This window comes from Robbsia betulipollinis, from assembly GCF_026624755.1.
GTDB lineage: Bacteria > Pseudomonadota > Gammaproteobacteria > Burkholderiales > Burkholderiaceae > Robbsia > Robbsia betulipollinis.
Map to the genome: position 1 here is coordinate 985,232 of NZ_JAPMXC010000001.1, position 18,884 is coordinate 1,004,115.

The 18,884-nt window shown below is 64.2% G+C and carries 18 protein-coding genes; 9 read left to right on the plus strand and 9 right to left on the minus strand.

Annotated features, from left to right (window positions below; genetic code table 11):
- Positions 1–4 precede the first annotated feature (4 nt).
- The 6 genes from OVY01_RS04245 to OVY01_RS04270 all read right to left on the minus strand — a co-directional run bounded on the left by OVY01_RS04245 (position 5) and on the right by OVY01_RS04270 (position 4,662).
- Complete coding sequence (locus OVY01_RS04245; RefSeq protein WP_267845880.1) at positions 5–292, minus strand: succinate dehydrogenase assembly factor 2; 288 nt, start codon at positions 290–292, stop codon at positions 5–7.
- Between the two features lie 8 nt (positions 293–300).
- Entirely contained in the window at positions 301–1,005 is a 705-nt protein-coding gene (locus OVY01_RS04250; protein ID WP_267845882.1) for a succinate dehydrogenase iron-sulfur subunit, read from the minus strand.
- 54 nt (positions 1,006–1,059) lie between these two features.
- Positions 1,060–2,835: a succinate dehydrogenase flavoprotein subunit gene (sdhA, locus tag OVY01_RS04255; protein WP_267845884.1), complete on the minus strand. Its 1,776-nt coding sequence runs from the start codon at positions 2,833–2,835 to the stop codon at positions 1,060–1,062.
- Positions 2,836–2,837: 2 nt separating this feature from the next.
- The gene (gene sdhD / locus OVY01_RS04260; RefSeq protein ID WP_267845886.1) at positions 2,838–3,206 is read right to left on the minus strand and encodes a succinate dehydrogenase, hydrophobic membrane anchor protein; all 369 of its coding nucleotides are present in this window, start codon (positions 3,204–3,206) and stop codon (positions 2,838–2,840) included.
- Between the two features lies 1 nt (position 3,207).
- On the minus strand, positions 3,208–3,618 hold the full coding sequence (sdhC, locus tag OVY01_RS04265) for a succinate dehydrogenase, cytochrome b556 subunit (protein ID WP_267845889.1): 411 nt from the start codon (positions 3,616–3,618) through the stop codon (positions 3,208–3,210).
- Between the two features lie 180 nt (positions 3,619–3,798).
- Positions 3,799–4,662 (minus strand): GntR family transcriptional regulator, encoded by an 864-nt coding sequence (locus OVY01_RS04270; protein WP_267845891.1) that lies wholly within the window; start codon positions 4,660–4,662, stop codon positions 3,799–3,801.
- A 337-nt stretch (positions 4,663–4,999) separates the two neighbouring features.
- Here OVY01_RS04270 and OVY01_RS04275 point away from each other — a divergent pair, with 337 nt between their 5' ends.
- The 5 genes from OVY01_RS04275 (at position 5,000) to OVY01_RS04295 (ending at position 12,140) form a co-directional block, all read left to right on the plus strand.
- Complete coding sequence (locus OVY01_RS04275; RefSeq protein ID WP_267845892.1) at positions 5,000–5,983, plus strand: malate dehydrogenase; 984 nt, start codon at positions 5,000–5,002, stop codon at positions 5,981–5,983.
- Between the two features lie 146 nt (positions 5,984–6,129).
- Positions 6,130–7,134 (plus strand): HpcH/HpaI aldolase/citrate lyase family protein, encoded by a 1,005-nt coding sequence (locus tag OVY01_RS04280; RefSeq protein ID WP_267845894.1) that lies wholly within the window; start codon positions 6,130–6,132, stop codon positions 7,132–7,134.
- A 186-nt stretch (positions 7,135–7,320) separates the two neighbouring features.
- Positions 7,321–7,863, plus strand: coding sequence for a hypothetical protein (locus tag OVY01_RS04285; protein ID WP_267845896.1), 543 nt, complete (start codon positions 7,321–7,323; stop codon positions 7,861–7,863).
- A gap of 113 nt (positions 7,864–7,976) precedes the next feature.
- Positions 7,977–10,694 carry an aconitate hydratase AcnA gene (gene acnA / locus OVY01_RS04290; RefSeq protein ID WP_267845897.1) on the plus strand — a complete coding sequence of 906 codons (2,718 nt, stop codon included), beginning with the start codon at positions 7,977–7,979 and terminating at the stop codon, positions 10,692–10,694.
- A gap of 204 nt (positions 10,695–10,898) precedes the next feature.
- Positions 10,899–12,140, plus strand: a complete 1,242-nt coding sequence (locus OVY01_RS04295; protein ID WP_267845898.1) for a DUF2863 family protein — start codon at positions 10,899–10,901, stop codon at positions 12,138–12,140.
- Positions 12,141–12,214: 74 nt separating this feature from the next.
- On the opposite strand, the gene OVY01_RS04300 is transcribed toward OVY01_RS04295, so the two are convergent.
- A complete protein-coding gene (locus tag OVY01_RS04300) occupies positions 12,215–12,538 on the minus strand; it encodes an ecotin precursor (RefSeq protein ID WP_267845899.1) in 324 nt (107 codons plus the stop codon).
- Positions 12,539–12,920: 382 nt separating this feature from the next.
- On the opposite strand from OVY01_RS04300, the gene OVY01_RS04305 reads away from it, so the two are divergent.
- Entirely contained in the window at positions 12,921–13,094 is a 174-nt protein-coding gene (locus tag OVY01_RS04305) for a hypothetical protein (RefSeq protein ID WP_267845900.1), read from the plus strand.
- 170 nt (positions 13,095–13,264) lie between these two features.
- On the opposite strand, the gene OVY01_RS04310 is transcribed toward OVY01_RS04305, so the two are convergent.
- Positions 13,265–14,332, minus strand: coding sequence for an AI-2E family transporter (locus OVY01_RS04310; RefSeq protein WP_267845901.1), 1,068 nt, complete (start codon positions 14,330–14,332; stop codon positions 13,265–13,267).
- A gap of 202 nt (positions 14,333–14,534) precedes the next feature.
- Between OVY01_RS04310 and ahpC the strand changes: the two genes are divergently transcribed.
- The 3 genes from ahpC (at position 14,535) to OVY01_RS04325 (ending at position 17,393) form a co-directional block, all read left to right on the plus strand.
- Entirely contained in the window at positions 14,535–15,098 is a 564-nt protein-coding gene (gene ahpC / locus OVY01_RS04315) for an alkyl hydroperoxide reductase subunit C (RefSeq protein WP_267845903.1), read from the plus strand.
- A gap of 201 nt (positions 15,099–15,299) precedes the next feature.
- Positions 15,300–16,895 (plus strand): alkyl hydroperoxide reductase subunit F, encoded by a 1,596-nt coding sequence (gene ahpF / locus OVY01_RS04320; protein WP_267845905.1) that lies wholly within the window; start codon positions 15,300–15,302, stop codon positions 16,893–16,895.
- Positions 16,896–17,192: 297 nt separating this feature from the next.
- Positions 17,193–17,393, plus strand: a complete 201-nt coding sequence (locus tag OVY01_RS04325; protein WP_267845907.1) for a hypothetical protein — start codon at positions 17,193–17,195, stop codon at positions 17,391–17,393.
- Between the two features lie 17 nt (positions 17,394–17,410).
- Here the strand turns inward: OVY01_RS04325 and OVY01_RS04330 are convergent, their stop codons facing one another.
- Entirely contained in the window at positions 17,411–18,547 is a 1,137-nt protein-coding gene (locus OVY01_RS04330; RefSeq protein WP_267845908.1) for a porin, read from the minus strand.
- Between the last annotated feature and the right edge of the window lie 337 nt (positions 18,548–18,884).

Consider the following 18,884-nt stretch of genomic DNA (forward strand, 5'->3'; position numbering starts at 1 on the left):
CACGTCAGGCTGCGCGCAGCGCCGCAAGAACGCGTTCGACATCGGGTATCGCCAGCGCGCCCTGGGGCGCGCTTTTTTCCAGCAACAGATCGAACAGATCGGTATCGGGCAGATCCAGCAACAGGGTCAACCCGGCGACATCCGCGTCGCTCAGGTCGTGCTCGTGCCGGTCCAGGAACCGTTGCAGGATCAGATCGTTTTCGAGCAGACCGCGGCGCGCGCGCCAGCGCAGGCGCGTGCGCCGTAGCGGATCGGCCTGGTGCGGCGTGTCGTCGTAGGCGCGGGTTGCCATCGTCGACCTCAAACGGCCCGGCGGAACATCAGTTCCTTGATCTTGCCGATGGCCTTCGTCGGGTTCAGGCCCTTCGGGCAGACATCGATGCAGTTCATGATCGTGTGGCAGCGGAACAGACGATACGGGTCCTCGAGATTGTCGAGACGCTCGCCGGTCGCCTGGTCACGGCTGTCGGCGATGAAACGGTACGCCTGCAACAATCCGGCCGGGCCGACGAACTTGTCCGGGTTCCACCAGAAACTCGGGCACGCGGTCGAACAGCACGAGCACAGGATGCACTCGTAGAGTCCGTCGAGTTCGTCGCGTTCCTCGGGCGTCTGCAGCCGCTCCTTCTCGGGCGGCGGCGTGTCATTGATCAGATACGGCTTGATCGAATTGTACTGATTGAAAAACAGCGTCATGTCGACGATCAGGTCGCGGATGACCGGCAGACCCGGCAACGGCCGCAACACGATTTTCTCGGGCAGGTCGTTCATGTTGGTCAGGCAGGCCAGACCGTTCTTGCCGTTGATGTTCATCGCGTCGGAGCCGCACACGCCCTCGCGGCACGAACGCCGGAAACCGATCGACTCGTCGACCGCCTTCAGCTTGACCAGCGCGTCGAGCAGCATCCGCTCGTGCGAATCGATCTCGATTTCATAGGTCTGCATCCGCGGCGCCGCGTCCTGATCCGGGTCGTAGCGATACACTTCAAAGATTCGTTTGCTCATGATCCAATCCTTTCTGGGTCCGGTGCGGGAGAGCGGAATCCGCCCCCCCGGCAATCAGAAGGTCCGCGCTTTCGGCGGCACCGATTCGACAGTCAATGGCGTCATCTTCACCGGCTTGTAATCGAGCCGGCCGTCCGCGCTGTAGAACAGCGAGTGCTTCATCCAGTTTTCGTCGTCGCGCGTCTCGTAGTCGCGATGCGCATGCGCGCCGCGGCTTTCCTTGCGCGCCTCGGCGGCGATCATCGTCGCCTTCGCCACCTCGATCAGGTTGGCCAGTTCCAGCGCCTCGACCCGTGCGGTGTTGAACACCTTCGACTTGTCCTTCAGGTGCACGTGCTTGCAGCGCTCGATCAGCTCGCCCATCTTGCCCACGCCTTCCGCGAGCAGCTCCGAGGTGCGGAACACGCCGGCATGCGCCTGCATGGTCTTGCGGATGTCGTTGGCGATGTCCTGCGAATACTCACCGGAATTCGTGCCCTCGAGCTGCGCCAGACGCGCGAGCGTGAAATCGGCGGCGTCGTCGGGCAGCGGCTTGTGGTCGCCGAGCTCCGCGATGTGTTTGACGATGTGATTGCCCGCCGCGCGGCCGAACACCACCAGATCGAGCAGCGAATTCGTGCCCAGCCGGTTCGCGCCATGCACCGATACGCACGAACACTCGCCCACCGCGTAGAAGCCGTGCACCGGCGCGTCCGGCGCGCCGTTCTTGCCCACCACCTGACCGTACATATTGGTCGGGATGCCGCCCATCTGATAATGAATGGTCGGCACGACGGGGATCGGCTCGCGGATGCAGTCGACATTCGCGAATTTCATCGAGATCTCGCGGATCGACGGCAGCCGCTTCATGATCGTGTCCGCACCGATATGCGACAGATCCAGCAGCACGTAGTCTTTGTTCGGGCCACAGCCGCGCCCTTCCTTGATTTCCTGGTCCATCGAACGGGAGACGAAATCGCGCGGCGCCAGATCCTTCAGCGTCGGCGCATAGCGCTCCATGAAGCGTTCGCCGTCCGAGTTGCGCAGGATGCCGCCCTCGCCCCGCACGCCTTCGGTGATCAGCACGCCCGCGCCCGCCACGCCGGTCGGGTGGAACTGCCAGAACTCCATGTCCTGCAGCGGCACGCCGGCACGCGCCGCCATGCCCAGGCCGTCGCCGGTATTGATGAAGGCGTTCGTCGATGCCGCGTAGATGCGTCCCGCGCCGCCGGTGGCGAACAGGGTGCACTTGCCTTCGAGGATGTAGACGTCGCCCGTCTCCATCTCCAGCGCGGTCACGCCCAGTACATCGCCTTCGCCGTCGCGGATCAGGTCCAACGCCATCCATTCGGTATAGAAATGGGTCTTGGCCTGCACGTTCTGCTGATACAGCGTGTGCAGCAGCGCGTGACCGGTCCGGTCCGCCGCGGCGCATGCGCGTTGCACCGGCTTTTCGCCGTAGTTCGCCGTGTGGCCGCCGAATGGCCGCTGATAGATCGTGCCGTCCGCGTTACGGTCGAACGGCATGCCCATGTGTTCGAGTTCGTAGACCGCGTTGGGCGCCTCGCGACACATGAATTCGATCGCGTCCTGATCGCCCAGCCAGTCCGACCCCTTGATGGTGTCGTAGAAATGGTAGTGCCAGTTGTCCTCGCTCATATTGCCCAGCGAGGCGCCGATGCCGCCCTGCGCCGCCACCGTGTGCGAACGCGTCGGGAAAACCTTCGAGAGCACGCACACCGACAGCCCGGCACGCGCCAGCTGCAACGAAGCGCGCAGTCCCGAGCCGCCGCCGCCCACGATCACGACGTCGAATTTACGACGGGGAAGCGAATTCTTGATTGCAGCCATGCTCAAACTCTCCAGAGAATCTGTACAGCGTAACCGGCGCTGGCGATCAGCCAGACGATCGTCAGGACCTGGAGGATCAGGCGCACGCCGGCGGCCTTGATGTAATCCATCCAGATGTCGCGGATCCCGACCCACGCGTGATAGAACACCGACAGCGCGGTGACGAAGGTCAGCAACTTCATCCACTGATGCGCGAAGATCGACGCCCAGCCGACGTAGGAAAAGTCATGCGCGGCGAAGAACCAGAACAGCAGCACGACCGTGAACACGGCCATCACGACCGCGGTCACGCGCTGCACGAGCCAGTCGAACAAACCGTAGTGGGCGCCGACGACCAGGCGCTTCGCGCCAATATTGTTTTTACCTGCCATCTCAGAACACCCCGAACAGTTTGAGCGCGATGACGATCGTCACCAGCGTCGACGCCACCAGCACGACCGTAGCGGTATTGCGTCCGCCTTCCTTGTTGACGAAGCGGTGGGTGTCGGCCAGCAGGAAGCGCAATCCGGCGAAAAAGTGGAAGGTGAAGGCCCAGGCGAGCACCAGGACGATCAGTTTGACGATCACATGGCCGAAGAAGGCCTTGAGCGAGGCGAAGCTGATTTCGGAGGTCAGGCTTTGCTCGAAGAGATAGAGCGCGAACGGCAACAACAGGAACATAAGTCCGCCGCTCAGGCGGTGCAAGATCGAAACCTTGCCGGCAAGCGGTAATCGATACCCGCCGAGCTGCGCGATGCCGATGTTCCTGAACTCCGGCCGCGGTTTTTTTACTGCTTCAGGCATTGCTAGACCCCAAGTTGTAACGGATGCGCAATTTTAGCGCTTTTTGCCAAACGCGCTGCGACGTTTCAGCGCATAGTCTTGCAATGTAACCGCAATAATGCGGCATTGCCCGCGTGACCCCCTTACGTACCGGCCGCCGGCGGCCCGCTTCAGGGCGACTGGACCGCCCGCCGGCCGGGATCAGTTCAAATCGTTCTGATAGTGATAGTGGTCGGTCACGTACCAGCCGCGCCGGATCTCCACCGGCCGGTCCCCGTACGAAAACGCGCTTCGTTCCACGCTCAGCAGTGGCGAACCCACGGCCACGCCCAGCACGGCGGCGACCGGCGCCTGCGCGGCGACGGCGCGCACCCGCTCGCTCGCGCGCACCAGCCGTGTCCCGAACTCGGTTTCCAGCAATGCGTAGAACGGCCCCTTGTAGCCGGCAAGACGCTCCATCGTGAGACCGCGAAACGTCGCACCCGGCAGCCAGATCTCCTCGAACACCGTCGGCCGCTCCTCGAAGCGCAGCACGCGCTTGATCCGCAGGACGGGGGTGGCTGCGGGCACGTCGAGCTGCCGCGCGATTTCCGCCGGCGCGCGCACACGCCTGCACTCCAGGAATTCGCTGACATGGGGCCGCATCTCGCCATCGTCGGGCAACAGCCGCAGAAAGCGGAACTGGACGCGATCCTCGTTGTGGGTGGCGACGAACGTGCCCTTGCCCTGGCGACGCAGCACCAGATTTTCCGCCGCGAGTTCGTCGATGGCCTTGCGCACGGTGCCCTGGCTCACGCGGTAGCGCGTCGCGAGTTCGATTTCGCTCGAGATCATGTCGCCCGGGCGCCATTCGCCGGATTCCAGACGCTGCGTGATGAGGGCCTTGATCTGGCGATACAGGGGACTGAAGGTAGGCGAGATGGCGGCGTTTTCCGGTTTTGCTTCGGTCCGCGGCAAGTCAGGCTGGACATGCTCCGGCGGCGTATCCCGGGTCCCATCCTGTCTCTCTTCCCCGCCAATGGCGGCGAGGCCGATGGCATGCGGGTTGGGCGGCGTGGCGATCATCGTAATATTTCATCACGAACGGCGCGGCCGCGTCCAATGAATTGTCATGCATGCATGACGGAATTTTGCAGTCTTATATAAGACATAAGATAAGGTTTGACTTTCCACGAATCGGATCCTAAACTCCTTCGCGACTGTGGTGACCAACGGCGCGCGTGGCGATTCCGCCGGCACGCGCCTAGAATAGAGAGACAGGGCCGGCCATTGCGCCCGCCCCTGCCGAAGCCGCTGGACCTGCGGGCAGAACGCGCCCCCGTCCCGCCACTTCGCGCCGGGGCAGGAAACGCTGGCCGGCCTCGGAAAACGCCCACCCATGCCCGTTTTTGGAGAGATTTTCATGGCTAATGCCCCGAAGCGCGTCGCCGTCACCGGCGCCGCCGGTCAGATCGGTTATTCCCTGCTGTTTCGCATCGCCAGCGGCGCGATGCTCGGCCCCGACCAGCCGGTCATCCTCCAGCTGCTCGACCTGCCGCAGGCACAGGGCGCGGTGAAGGGCGTGGTGATGGAGCTGGAAGACTGCGCATTCCCGCTACTGCAGGGCGTGGTCGTCACGGACGACCCGAAGGTTGCGTTCAAGGATGCCGACATCGCCCTGCTGGTGGGCGCGCGGCCGCGCAGCAAGGGCATGGAGCGCAAGGATCTGCTCAGCGCCAACGCCGAGATCTTCACGGTGCAGGGCCGTGCGCTGAACGAGGTCGCGAGCCGCGACGTGAAGGTGCTGGTGGTGGGCAACCCGGCGAACACGAACGCGTACATCGCGATGAAATCCGCGCCGGACCTGCCGAAGAAGAATTTCACCGCGATGCTGCGCCTGGACCATAACCGCGCGCTGTCGCAGTTGTCGGCGAAATCCGGCAAGCCGGTCGCCAGCATCGAGAAGCTGATCGTCTGGGGCAACCATTCGCCGACGATGTATCCGGACATCCGTTTCGCGACCGCCGACGGCGCGGGCCTGAAACAGCTGATCGACGACGACGCCTGGAACAACGACGTCTTCATTCCGACCGTCGGCAAGCGCGGTGGCGCGATCATCGAGGCGCGCGGTCTGTCGTCGGCGGCCTCGGCGGCGAACGCGGCCATCGATCACGTGCGTGACTGGGTACTGGGCAGCCAGGGCAAGTGGGTCACGATGGGCATTCCGTCGTCGGGCGCCTACGGCATTCCCGAAGACATCGTTTTCGGCATGCCGGTGACCACCGAGAATGGCGAGTACAAGTTGGTCGAGGGCCTGGAGATCGACGCCTTCTCGAAGGAAAAGATCGCCAAGACACTCGATGAACTGCGTGAAGAGCAGGACGGCGTCAAGCATCTGCTGGGTTGATTGCCGCAGGTGAACGGAGCGCCGCCGCCCGGTTCGCCGGCGCGGCGGCGCAATTCGGCCCGAACGGGCCTGGTGCTCCGCCATGTGACCCCTCTCCGCCCAAGGCGGCACGCGGTCATCCCGGGCCGAGCTGTCGAGCCGACGCCATGCGCGTGCTGCAACCCGCTCAAGTGCTGTACGACGGCGATGCGCCGCCCATCCTGCTGCCGGCCTGCGATCATTACGCGGGCAGCGAAAAGCTGATGCGCCGTTCGCTCGCGCTGCAACGGCAACTGGGCCCGGTGTTCGACGTCACCCTCGACTGCGAGGACGGCGCCGAGGTGGGCCACGAAGCGGCGCACGCCGAAATGGCCGCGTCGCTGCTGGACGGCAGCGACAACGCGCACGGCCGCGTCGGCCTGCGAATCCACGATTTTCGCCATTCCGCCTGGCGCGACGACGTGCGCATCGTATTGCAGCACGCGCGACGCGCGCCGGCTTACATTACGCTGCCGAAGGTGCGCGGCGTGGCCGAGGCCGCGCAGATGTGCGCGTATGTCGAAACGGCGCGGTGCCATGCCGGCATCGGCCGTGCGATTCCCATCCACGTCTTGATCGAGACGCACGGCGCGCTGGCCGACGCGGCGGCGATCGCCGCGTTGCCGCCGGTCGAGGCGCTGAGCTTCGGCCTGATGGATTTCGTCTCCGCCCACCACGGCGCGATTCCGGACAGCGCCATGCGCTCCCCCGGACAATTCGAGCACCCGCTGGTGATGCGCGCGAAGCTGGCCATTGCCGCGGCATGCCATGCGCATGGCAAGGTGCCCTCGCACAATGTCAGCACCGCCTTGCGTGATCCGGACGCCGTCGCCGACGATGCGCGCCGGGCACGCGATCAATTCGGTTTCACGCGGATGTGGAGTATCCACCCGGAACAGGTCGCGCCGATCGTCGCCGCGTTCGCGCCTCACGACGACGACATCGCGCTGGCCACCGACATTCTCGATGCCGCGACGCGCGCCGGCTGGGGACCGATCCGGCATCGGGACCGCCTGCACGATCGCGCCAGTTACCGCTATTACTGGTCGGTCCTGCGGCGCGCGCGGCGGGCGGGCCGGCCGCTACCGCCGCGCGCCGCGGACTTTTTTCCGGCAGCCGACGATGCGCAATGACAACGCCTGGCGTACGCTCCGGGGCCGGCGGCACGCAAATTTCAAGAGAGCGGGCACCGAATGCGCCAGAATAGCGCCTGCGTTCGGAAACACCGGCCTGGCTCCGCATTCCGCGGCGCCTGTCGGGCTTCGATGCTCCCCCGTGGCACGACTCTCAAACGACACATCTGAAAGGTTATTTTGAAAATGAAGAAAGTGATGGCCGCAGTTCTCGCCGGCGCCTGCATGTTGGCAGCGAGCGGATTCTCCACGCAGGCATTCGCGCAGATCACCATTACCGGCCCAGCGGCGGCGAAGAAAAAAGCCCCGAAGAAAGCCCCCCAGAAAACCGTGAAGAAGAGCGAACGCCGCGCCTCGCGCCACGCTGGCCGCAAAACGGCCGTCGCCGCCGCGCCGGTTGCCGCGACGATGCCCGCCGGCGCCGAGAAATGGCGCTGCGACGACAACGCCAACCTCTTCCTGGCCGGCGACATGAAGCGCGACCAGATCCTCACGCTGTTCTGGGACGGCCGCAACTACAAGCTGCCGCGCGTGCCGACCACGACCGGCGCGGACCGTTTCTACGATCCCGCATCGGGCATGGATCTGGTGGTGATTCCCGTCAAGGCCATGCTGTTCAACGACCGCGGCGACCGTACCCGCCTGGCCGACGAATGCAAGACGACGGCGATGCTGGAACAGAACGCTCCCGCGCCGACGCAGGCGAACGAGTTGCTGCCCAACAAGTAACGCACAAAAAATAAGGCACCGCACCCGGTCCCCGCATTCCGCGGGAACCGGGCCGCGGACCACTCCTCCCCTCGAGACACGCGGTAACGACGCGTCAACACCAAGGACAAACCATGGCCCACAATCTCCACCAAACGCTCAAGGAATTCGACAGCGGCGCCGGCACCGGCAAGTATTATTCGCTGCCACAGCTCGGTAAATCGCTCGGGATCGACGTGTCGCGCCTGCCGGTCTCGATCCGCCTGGTGTTGGAGTCGGTACTGCGTAACTTCGACGGCAAGAAGGTCGCCGAGGAACATATCGAGCAACTCGCTCGCTGGCAGCCCAACGCGAAGCGGACCGACGAGATTCCCTTCGTCGTCGCACGCGTCGTGCTGCAGGATTTCACCGGCGTGCCGCTGCTCGCCGACATCGCGGCGATGCGTGGCGTCGCCCAGCGCGCCGGCAAGGAGCCGAAGTCGATCGAGCCGCTGGTGCCGGTCGATCTGGTGGTCGACCACTCGGTCCAGATCGACTACTTCCGCCAGGAAAACGCGCTCGATCTCAATATGAAGCTCGAGTTCGAACGCAACAAGGAACGCTATCAGTTCATGAAGTGGGGGATGCAGGCTTTCGACACGTTCAAAGTCGTGCCGCCGGGCATCGGCATCGTCCATCAGGTCAATCTCGAATACCTGGCGCGCGGCGTGCACAAACGTGCCGACGGCGCCGATAGCGTCTACTATCCCGACACGCTGGTCGGCACCGACAGCCACACGACGATGATCAACGGCATCGGCGTGGTGGGCTGGGGCGTGGGCGGCATCGAGGCCGAGGCCGGCATGCTCGGTCAGCCGGTGTATCTGCTGACGCCGGACGTCGTCGGCGTCGAACTGACCGGTCATTTGCGCGAAGGCGTGACCGCGACCGATCTCGTGCTGACCATCACCGAGATGCTGCGCCGCGAGAAGGTCGTCGGCAAGTTCGTCGAATTCTTCGGCGAAGGCACGGCGTCCCTCTCGGTGCCCGACCGCGCGACGATCGGCAACATGGCGCCGGAATACGGCGCGACGATGGGCTTCTTCCCGGTCGACGACAAGACGATCGACTATTTCGAGGGTACGGGCCGCACGCAGGAAGAAATCACCGCGTTCGCGAATTACTTCAAGGCGCAGGAACTGTATGGCGTTCAGGCCTCCGGCTCGATCGACTACACCAAGGTCGTGAGTCTCGATCTGGCGACGGTCACGCCGTCGCTGGCGGGCCCGAAGCGTCCGCAGGACCGCATCGAAATCGGCAGCGTCAAGAGCACCTTCACGGACCTGTTCTCCAAGCCCGTGGCCGACAACGGTTTCGCCAAGGCCGCCGCGCAGCTCGACCAGGCGTACAAGACGACGGACGGCATCTCGGTGCACAACGGCGACATCCTGATCGCCGCGATCACTTCGTGCACCAACACGTCGAACCCGAGCGTGCTGCTGGCCGCCGGCCTGCTGGCCAAGAAGGCCGTCGAGCAGGGCCTGACGGTCGCGCCGCACATCAAGACGTCGCTGGCCCCCGGCTCGCGCATCGTCACCGAGTACCTGACCGCCACCGGCCTGCTGCCCTACCTGACCCAGCTTGGCTTCAGCCTGGCTGCGTATGGCTGCACGACCTGCATCGGCAATGCCGGCGACCTGACGCCGGAGCTGAACGAGGCCATCACGTCCAACGACATCGTTGCGGCGGCGGTGCTGTCGGGCAACCGGAACTTCGAGGCGCGCATCCACCCGAACATCCGCGCGAATTTCCTCGCGTCGCCGCCGCTCGTGGTCGCCTACGCGATCGCCGGCAACATCACGCGCGATCTCATGACCGAGCCGGTCGGGCGCAATGCCGAGGGCAAGGACATCTTCCTCGGCGATATCTGGCCGACCAGCGAGGAAGTGCAGTCGCTGCTGAAATTCGCGCTCAATTCCGAGGTGTTCCGCAAGAACTACTCGCAGCTGACCGAGGAAGGCGACCTCTGGAGCAAGATCGAAGGCGCGGACGGCCAGGTCTACGACTGGCCGAAGTCGACCTACATCGCCGAGCCGCCGTTCTTCGGCGACGATTTCAGCATGACCCCGGCAGCGTCGATCGCGCCCGTCACCGGCGCGCGCGCGCTCGGCATTTTCGGCGATTCGGTCACCACCGACCACATCAGCCCGGCGGGTTCGATCAAGGAAAGCTCGCCGGCCGGCGTCTGGCTCAAGGCGAACGGCGTGAAGAAGGTCGACTTCAACAGTTACGGCTCACGCCGCGGCAACCATGAAGTGATGATGCGCGGTACCTTCGCGAACGTGCGGATCAAGAACCTGATGATTCCGCTGGACGAGAAAGGCGTGCGCATCGAAGGCGGCCTGACGATTCACAAACCGAGCGGCGAACAGCTGTCGATCTACGACGCGGCGATGCGCTATGTCGAGAGCGGCACGCCGTCGATCGTCTTCGGTGGCGAGGAATACGGCACGGGCAGCTCGCGCGACTGGGCGGCGAAAGGCACGCAATTGCTGGGAGTGAGAGCCGTGATCGCCCGCAGCTTCGAGCGTATCCACCGTTCGAACCTCGTCGGCATGGGCGTGCTGCCCCTGCAGTTCAAGGACGGCGAGAGCGCGCAATCGCTGGGCATCACCGGCGACGAGACCTACGATATCGAAGGTCTGGGCGACAATTTCGTGCCACAGCAGGAAGTGACGCTGGTCATCCATCGCGCCGACGGCAAGACCGATCGCGCGGGCGTTCTGCTGCGCATCGATACGCCGATCGAAGTCGATTACTACAAGCACGGCGGCATCCTGCCGTACGTTCTGCGCCAATTGCTGGCTGCCTGAGCCCGCATGCCGCAACCGCCCCGAAGGCGGTAACGGCGGCCGCGACACGAAACGACCCGGCTCGCCGGGTCGTTTGCATTCCGGGGACGGGGCGCCTGCCCTGGCAAGCATCGCCACGGACGGCGCGATGGCGGGAAAAGAAAACCCCTATGCGCGGTTAGGATTAAAATACGAGGTTAGCCTATAGGAACGAACCTCTCAGTCATGCGCCCGCGTACCGCAAAACGAATTCCCGCCGACGCCGAAAAGCTGGTCGGTCTGTCGCTGGCCCTGTATGCCTCGGGCAGCCGAGTCGAAGACCGCTTCTGGGAAAATCGTCTCGACGCCCTGCTCACCCGGCTGCTGCGTGCCGGTCAGCAGCCGACGCTCGACGCGGCGCTCGACCAGCTACAGCAAAAGCACGCCGAAGCCTATGGCGCGTTGGCCGATCTCGCCGAGACGCAGAGCGAATCGGTGCAGATCGAACACGAAGGCCAGCTCTGGGACGTCGTCCTGGTGGCCGCGCCGATTCTCGCCTGGACGCGTTTTCTGATTCCGTCCGGACCGCTGAAGCGCGATGCGCTCGACGCCATCGCCAATCAGTTCCAGGCCCATCTGGCCGCCGCCGGCACGCGTGTCGCGCTGGTTCCCTATCTGTACAGCATCGACCAGTTGCCGCGGGCGCATACGGATGCGTTCCGTCTGACGCAGCAGCTCGCGCAGTCCGCCCTGAGTGGCGCCCCGCCGCGCGTGGGTTCCGGTGGCATGCCGGAGAGCGCGCCGATTCTGGCCGATCCTCGCTTCCTGCTCGGCGTGATCGCCGCGCCCGCGGGTGCCGCGTTGTTTCACTGGCAGGAAACGGGCAGCGGCAGCGACGAGGCAGCGCGGGGACAGCGTATCGAACGGGTCCACTGTCTCGAACAATGGCGTGATCAGGCCGGCCCCACCCTGGCCAACGTCCTGCCGGGTTGCGAATTCGAATGCCTGCTGCCGGACGCCTATCATTCGGCATGCCGCGATGCCGACGAACGCATCCGGCCCCACACGATCCGCACGGCCGTGCGCTATCTCGAGGAAACGCTGCAGACCAGCGCGAGCGAGTTGCGTGCGGTGGTGGGCGGCTTTGGCGAACAGCACGTGGACGAATACCGTGTCGGCTTCACCCGCCGGGGCAGCAATGCGGTGTTGTATGGAGTGGTCTGGCCGCTCTACGGCCGGGAAAGCGATGCCGAGGCCGATGCTGCGGCGTTGCAGGAAGGCGACGGGCCGCCCCCGGATGCTCCGCTCGAAGCCATCGTCGGCCTGCTGCGCGAGACGGGGGTGACCGATATCCGGCGCCACCCCGGACGCTTCGATCCCGACTACTGCGAGGATTGCGGCGTGCCGCTGTATGCGGACCCGGTGGGCGAAGTGGTGCATGCGGAGATGCCGGAGGACGCGGAACCCGCGCAGCAGCATTTCCATTGAAACCATGAAAAAAGCGCGTCGACCGGTAGGTCGACGCGCTTTTTTCCTTTGGGCCTACTGCCCGTGAGGCAGGATCACCAGCCCGGCTGCGGGCCGTAGACCGGCACCGGCGGCGCGCACGCGTAGCCACGGCCATAGGCATCGTAGCAATACTGCGGCGGTGCGGCGTAGACCGGCTGGGCATAAGCCGGCTGGGCATAGATCACCTGCTGACGTGGCGCGCTCGCCACGGCGGAACCGACCAGCAGGCCCGCGACGGCGCCGACGACGGCCGCGCCGGCATAACCCCCGCCGCCACCGCCCCACCCCCCGCCGCCGCCATGCCAGCCCTGCGCGCTCGCCTGTCCGGCTGCCGCCATCCCACCCGCCAACATCAGTGCCATCGCAATTTTTTTCATTTCCTGGACTCCTGAAACCACCACGCTTGTACGGAAGCGCATGGAAATCATTCTCCAGCAATTCACCGTACGATTGTGTAGGGATTCATTACATCACATTACGTCCCAGCCTCATGTATGTCCGTTTGTATCGGCGCAGCCACGACAGGTACCCGCGCGTGTTGCCCATGAGCGCGCCGCGCGGCGGACACTCTGGGTGGATCCGGAAAGTACTGCCGCGGCACCGGGCACAGGAAGACAGAACTGGTTGCGATTGTTACCAACTGTAGCAACCGCGGCATCGCGCGCTGCTATTGTTCGCCCATCGGTCTTCCAAGACCCGTTGCAGCGGCGCTCGCTGCACCTCGTAGATGCTGACCCTGTAAGACACAAGGAGAATGGTATGCGTAAATTCCTGACATTGACTGCGATCGTCGTGGCGGCCAGCACCCTGGGCGGTTGCTGGTGGGGCCCGCCCCCGGGCTGGGGCGGCGGTGGCCACGGCGGTCCCGGCGGTTATGGCGGCGGTGGCCCGCACGGCGCGGTTGCGGTGCCGGGCGCGCCGCACCTCGCCTGAGCGGGACTTCACACCCAATGCTGACGCCGGCAGCCCGCTGGTAGCCCCGACGTGAGCCTGCCCGCCGCCAAATGTGCGGGACCACGCCACGCGGCGCGTGACATGGCGTAACGCGACAGCATGATGCGATACACAGAACGGGGCGCCCCAGCGGGCGTCCCGTTCCGCGTTTACTTTCGCTGCGCGTAGTCCTGCCACAGCACCATGAGGATCGTCATCAGGGCCGGTCCGACGAACAGGCCCAGCAGGCCCAAGGTCCCGAAACCGCCGAGGATGCCGAAGAGCACCAGTAGAAAAGGCAGCCGCGACGAGCCGCCGATCAGCATCGGCCGGATGAAATGCTCGGCGACGAAAACGATCACCACACCCACCACGAGCAGCACGATCGCCGCGACCGTGGAGCCCTGCGCGAGCAGATAGAGCGCGGCGAGGATGAAGATCACCGGCGCGCAGAACGGCAGCATCGCCGCGACCGCGCTCAGTGCCGCGAGCAGCACCGCATGCGGCACGCCCGTGAAGAAGTACGCCACGCCGAGCAGCACGCCTTCGCCCAATCCGACCAGCACCAGGCCGCTCACCGTGCCGCGCACCGAGATCGCCATCCGGGTGGCGAGGCTCGCGCCATCGTCGCCGAAGGCGCGTCGCGCCGCGCGCAGCAATTGCACGCGCAAAGTCGGGCCGGCGGAGAAGACGAAGAACATCACCATCAGCATGAAGCCGAACGTCACCAGCGCATGCACCAGTTGCTTGCCGAAATGGCTGCCGTACATCAACAGCGAGCCGCGTGGCAGGCGCCCGAGCAAGGCCCCTCCCGAATGCGGATCGGCAAGATTGGCGCGCCACCAGGCGGTGACCTGCTGCGAGCCGAAGGGCAACTTCGCCAGCCAGTCGGGCGGCGGCAGGCCGTCACGCTCGATGGACTGCATCTGTCCATAAAAATTGTGGATCTCGCCGCTCAGATTCGCCACGCCGAAAACCAGCGGCACCACGAACACGATGGCCACCAACACCACCAGGACCGCGGCAACCAGCCGTGGCCGGCTCTGCAGCACCGGCCAGCGCCCAATGCGTTCGAACAGGGGCCAGAGCGCGATCGACAGCACGCCGGCCCACAAAACGGCCGGCACGAATTCATGCACAACCCATATCGCGAGCACGGTCAACGCTGCATAAAGCACGCTGAGCGCGGTATGCTGCCGGTGGACGGCCTCGGTGTGCGGCATGTCCGCGTCGCTCATACGGCCTCCGGCGCACGGCATGGGATTGTGCGCAAGGGCATGCCGGCGACGCCGGATCGAGGCGTTTGCAGGGCAGAAATACCCCGATCCGCGATAGTCAAAAACAATCGTTTCATTTTATTTAATTAACTTTTAAAATGGGAGCCGGTGGCACATACTGTGTCCATCGAATCACGTTTAACTTCAACCAAACGGAAAAGAGATGCCGATCATCAATTCGCAAGTCAAGCCTTTCAACGCGACCGCTTTCCATAACGGCAAGTTCGTTCCCGTCACCGAGGAAAGCCTGAAGGGCAAATGGTCCGTCGTCGCGTTCTACCCTGCCGACTTCACGTTCGTGTGCCCGACCGAACTGGAAGACCTGGCCGACCACTACGCAGAGTTCCAGAAGCTGGGCGTCGAAGTCTACGGCGTTTCGACCGACAGCCACTTCGCGCACAAGGCATGGCACGACACGTCGCCTGCCATCGGCAAGATCACCTACCCGCTGATCGGCGACCCGACGCACATCCTGTCGCGCAATTTCGACGTGCTGATCGACGAAGAAGGCATGGCCTATCGCGGTACCTTCCTGATCGACCCGGAAGGCAAGGTCAAGGTCGCCGAGATTCACGACAACGGCATCGGCCGTGACGCCAGCGAACTGATGCGCAAGGTCAAGGCCGCGCTGTACGTCGCCGCCCACCCGGGCGAAGTCTGCCCGGCGAAGTGGAAGGAAGGCGAAGCCACGCTGACGCCGTCCCTCGACCTGATCGGCAAGATCTGATCGTCGCGATCCGCAACACGCAGTCTACGCGATAGTCCGGCGCAGCAGTTCGGCCGGACGAACCGGCCGGAAAACAGCCGGCCATCGCCACCTTGGACGAACCGTCCAGGGGCCCCCCGGGCGCGCCGCCCCGCGCGTAGCGCCCGAACGCGGCCCTCGTCCTGTGCCTCGCTTCATCATTCTCACGGAATTTCACAAGCCATGCTCGACTCAAATCTCAAAAATCAGTTGAAGGGCTATCTCGAACGGGTCACGCTGCCGATCGAGATCGTCGCATCGCTCGACGACAGCGAGAAGTCGTTCGAGCTGCAGGGGTTGCTGCGCGAAATCGCCGACCTGTCGGCTCATATCACCGTGACGGAGCGGGCAGACGACGAGCACCGCAAGCCGTCCTTCTCGATCAACCGTCCGGGCGCCGATGTCGGCATCCGCTTCGCGGCAATCCCGATGGGACACGAGTTCACCTCGCTGGTCCTGGCACTGCTGCAGGTCGGCGGCCACCCGATCAAGCTCGAACAGGATGTGATCGAGCAGATCCGCAATCTGGATGGCGACTTCGCGTTCGAAACCTATATCTCGCTGTCGTGCCAGAACTGTCCGGAAGTCGTTCAGGCACTGAACGTGATGGCGCTGATCAACCCACGCATTCGCAGCGTGACGATCGACGGCGCCCTCTTCCAGGACGAAGTCGAGAAGAAGGAAATCATGGCGGTCCCCACCGTCTACATGAATGGCGCGGTCTTCGGCCAGGGTCGCACCAGCGTCGAGGAAATCCTCTCGAAGCTCGACACAGGGGCGGTGGCCCGCAAGGCCGAGGCGCTGGCCTCGAAAGAACAGTTCGATGTCCTGGTGGTGGGCGGCGGACCGGCCGCAGCGGCCGCGGCGATCTACGCCGCGCGCAAGGGCATCCGCATCGGCGTGGTCGCCGAGCGCTTCGGCGGTCAGGTGCTGGATACTCTGGCGATCGAGAACTTCGTGTCCGTGCAGGAAACCGAGGGACCGAAATTCGCGGCGGCGCTGGAGCAGCACGTCAAGAGCTATAACGTCGACATCATGGACCTGCAGCGCGCCGAGAGTCTCGTGAAGGGCCCGAAGAACATCGAGATCAAGCTGGCGAACGGCGCCGTGCTGACCGGCAAGACCGTCATCCTGGCGACCGGCGCGCGGTGGCGCGAGATCAACGTTCCGGGCGAGCGCGAATACCGCAACCACGGCGTGGCCTACTGCCCGCATTGCGACGGGCCCCTGTTCAAGGGCAAGCGCGTCGCGGTGATCGGCGGCGGCAACTCCGGCGTGGAAGCGGCGATCGATCTCGCGGGCATCGTCTCGGATGTCACGCTGATCGAATACGGCACCGAGCTGCGCGCCGACGCGGTGTTGCAGAAGAAGCTGCGCAGTCTGAGCAACGTGACCATCATCATGAATGCGCAAACCAGCGAAATCACCGGCGACGGCAAGAAAGTCAATGGCCTGGCATTCAAGGAGCGCAGTTCCGGCGAGACGAAGCACATCGCGCTCGAAGGCGTCTTCGTGCAGATCGGTCTGGTGCCGAACACCGAGTGGTTGAAGGATTCGGTGGCACTGTCCAAGCATGGCGAGATCCAGGTCGACGCCAAGGGCCAGACATCCGTGCCGGGTGTGTTCGCAGCAGGCGACGTGACGACCGTGCCGTACAAGCAGATCGTGATCGCCGTGGGCGAAGGCGCGAAGGCCGCGCTGTCCGCCTTCGACCACCTGATCCGTCACTCGGACAGCGAAGAGACGGCCCCGGCCGTGAAGGAAGCGGTCGCAGCCTGATCGCCGAAGCCGCGACACCCCGCCATCCGGGGGGGTAGCGCAGCCGTGAAAAAGCCGGTCTTCCTGCGAAGGCCGGCTTTTTTTTGGGCATGTGGCGCACTTGACGGGGGCCGAGATTTCTTCATCCTATAGGAATCATCCTATTCACTTAATAGGTTTGCCATCCTATGTTTGATGAATCAAATTAACCAAATCACAGCGCGAGCCACTACGCGAGCCACCGCGCAAGTCCCATCGCGAGCCCCAGCGACCTTCGCGATGGTCGGGTCCGGCCTTTCCGCCACGTTGAAATCCATCATGCGACAGACCTCACTTGACACGGCGATTGCGTCCCTGAACCTGTTGAGCTGCCTGCGCCGGCAACCCGAGCGCCAGCAGTTGTTCCTCGAACACAAGGCCCGCGCCATCGCCGACGTCGTCACCCTGGCGTTCGACGAATCCGACGCCGAACGCCAGGAAGCGTTGTTCTCTCTGGTCCGCGTGATCGACCTGATCTGACGCGTCCCGGCACCGGCCTAGAAGCGGTGACGAATACCCACGGTCGCCGCAACCTGGCTGTTCGTCGAGGACGCGGTCAAACCGTTGATGCTCGCCGTCAGGCCCGAGTCGCCGGTGCCGCTGACGTGCTGGTAGATCCCTTCCATATAGACGTCGGTACGCTTGGACAGCGCGTACGCGGTCTGCACGCCCACCTGGTTGTACTTCGGATCCACGCCGTCGAGATGCGCATCGGTGAAGGTATAAGCCGCCGACAATGACCAGGCGGGTGTCAGGTTATAGCGTACGTTGGCTTCGTAGTTCGTGAACCGCGCGCTGCCGTTGCTCAGCGTCAGGCCATTGGTCGTGCCCGAGGACGAGGCACTGATGCCGGTCGCGCCGTCCAGATGCGTCTGGGTATAGACAAATCCCACCACCGCCGGACCGAATGCGTAATTGATCGCGCCGCCGAAGGTGCGCTGACGTGCCGCCGTGAAGGTCGCGTCGGACGACACCGCGCCGGTCGAATTGAGCGTCGTGCCCGAGTTGTTCAACTGCAGGTAGCCACCGGCAACGTTGAAGCCGCCGAAAGTGTACGATGCGCCCGCGCTGTAGGCCCGATTCGTCGCAAAGCCGTCCGCGTCGTTCGAGAACCCGTACAGGCCGCCGAATTTGAAGCCGTTGTAATCGACACTCTGGTACTTGACGGAGTTGCTGATCCGGAAAGAATTGTCCAGATTGTCGTTGTCGAACGGGTGCGCGAAGTAGGTTCCGCCCGAACCGGTTCCCGTGAGCGACATCGGGCCCATGTAGTCGACGACGGAGTCATATTGCCGGCCCAGGGTGACCGTACCCGCCTGGGTGCTCGACAGGCCGACATAGGCCTGACGACCGAACTCACGGCTGTTCTGGCCCATGGTGCCATTGGCGATGCTGAAACCATTTTCCAAAACAAAGATGGCCTTGAGGCCGTTGCCCAGGTCCTCCGACCCGCGCAGGCCCCAGCGGCTGCCATTGACGGCGCCGCTCGTCATCGCGAAGTTCTTGCTGCCCGCCGAATTGTTCGTGTAGGTCACGCCCGCATCGATCAAGCCGTACAGGGTCACGCTGCTTTGCGCGTGCGCGGCGCCGGCCATCGTACCGAGCACACCCAGGGCCAATAGGGACTTCTTCATGCCATTTCTCCAGAAATACAGGGTTTCGAACGGAGCCATTACACCGTGCCGGGCCACGCGTGACGAGAGGGCCGGGATCGGCAATCGATTACCAATCGTTCGCAGCTTGCAGCCGTGTAACGCAGACCCGGACAACCCCCTGCGAAATGGGGTGCGACGCGCATCGTCGTCATGCACCGTTACGCACTGTCATATTGCGGAAGACGCGCAAGTTCGTGAAAGTGACGAAAAACCAACGTTTCTATGCGTGACGTCATGTCCTGTGGATCGCCTTTGCCCGGCATCGCAACGCAGAAAACACGTGGCGATCCCGCGCGCCGGACAAAAGGCGGCGCGC

What these genes read in the sequence shown, in the direction of transcription:
- acnA (WP_267845897.1), top strand. Translation starts at nt 7,977, where the DNA reads ATGGCCCACAATCTCCACCAAACGCTCAAGGAATTCGACAGCGGCGCC.
- OVY01_RS04250 (WP_267845882.1), bottom strand. Translation starts at nt 1,005, where the DNA reads ATGAGCAAACGAATCTTTGAAGTGTATCGCTACGACCCGGATCAGGAC.
- OVY01_RS04245 (WP_267845880.1), bottom strand. Translation starts at nt 292, where the DNA reads ATGGCAACCCGCGCCTACGACGACACGCCGCACCAGGCCGATCCGCTA.
- OVY01_RS04305 (WP_267845900.1), top strand. Translation starts at nt 12,921, where the DNA reads ATGCGTAAATTCCTGACATTGACTGCGATCGTCGTGGCGGCCAGCACC.
- OVY01_RS04275 (WP_267845892.1), top strand. Translation starts at nt 5,000, where the DNA reads ATGGCTAATGCCCCGAAGCGCGTCGCCGTCACCGGCGCCGCCGGTCAG.
- OVY01_RS04300 (WP_267845899.1), bottom strand. Translation starts at nt 12,538, where the DNA reads ATGAAAAAAATTGCGATGGCACTGATGTTGGCGGGTGGGATGGCGGCA.
- OVY01_RS04310 (WP_267845901.1), bottom strand. Translation starts at nt 14,332, where the DNA reads ATGAGCGACGCGGACATGCCGCACACCGAGGCCGTCCACCGGCAGCAT.
- ahpF (WP_267845905.1), top strand. Translation starts at nt 15,300, where the DNA reads ATGCTCGACTCAAATCTCAAAAATCAGTTGAAGGGCTATCTCGAACGG.
- ahpC (WP_267845903.1), top strand. Translation starts at nt 14,535, where the DNA reads ATGCCGATCATCAATTCGCAAGTCAAGCCTTTCAACGCGACCGCTTTC.
- OVY01_RS04270 (WP_267845891.1), bottom strand. Translation starts at nt 4,662, where the DNA reads ATGATCGCCACGCCGCCCAACCCGCATGCCATCGGCCTCGCCGCCATT.
- sdhD (WP_267845886.1), bottom strand. Translation starts at nt 3,206, where the DNA reads ATGGCAGGTAAAAACAATATTGGCGCGAAGCGCCTGGTCGTCGGCGCC.
- sdhC (WP_267845889.1), bottom strand. Translation starts at nt 3,618, where the DNA reads ATGCCTGAAGCAGTAAAAAAACCGCGGCCGGAGTTCAGGAACATCGGC.
- OVY01_RS04330 (WP_267845908.1), bottom strand. Translation starts at nt 18,547, where the DNA reads ATGAAGAAGTCCCTATTGGCCCTGGGTGTGCTCGGTACGATGGCCGGC.
- OVY01_RS04325 (WP_267845907.1), top strand. Translation starts at nt 17,193, where the DNA reads ATGCGACAGACCTCACTTGACACGGCGATTGCGTCCCTGAACCTGTTG.
- OVY01_RS04280 (WP_267845894.1), top strand. Translation starts at nt 6,130, where the DNA reads ATGCGCGTGCTGCAACCCGCTCAAGTGCTGTACGACGGCGATGCGCCG.
- OVY01_RS04295 (WP_267845898.1), top strand. Translation starts at nt 10,899, where the DNA reads ATGCGCCCGCGTACCGCAAAACGAATTCCCGCCGACGCCGAAAAGCTG.
- OVY01_RS04285 (WP_267845896.1), top strand. Translation starts at nt 7,321, where the DNA reads ATGAAGAAAGTGATGGCCGCAGTTCTCGCCGGCGCCTGCATGTTGGCA.
- sdhA (WP_267845884.1), bottom strand. Translation starts at nt 2,835, where the DNA reads ATGGCTGCAATCAAGAATTCGCTTCCCCGTCGTAAATTCGACGTCGTG.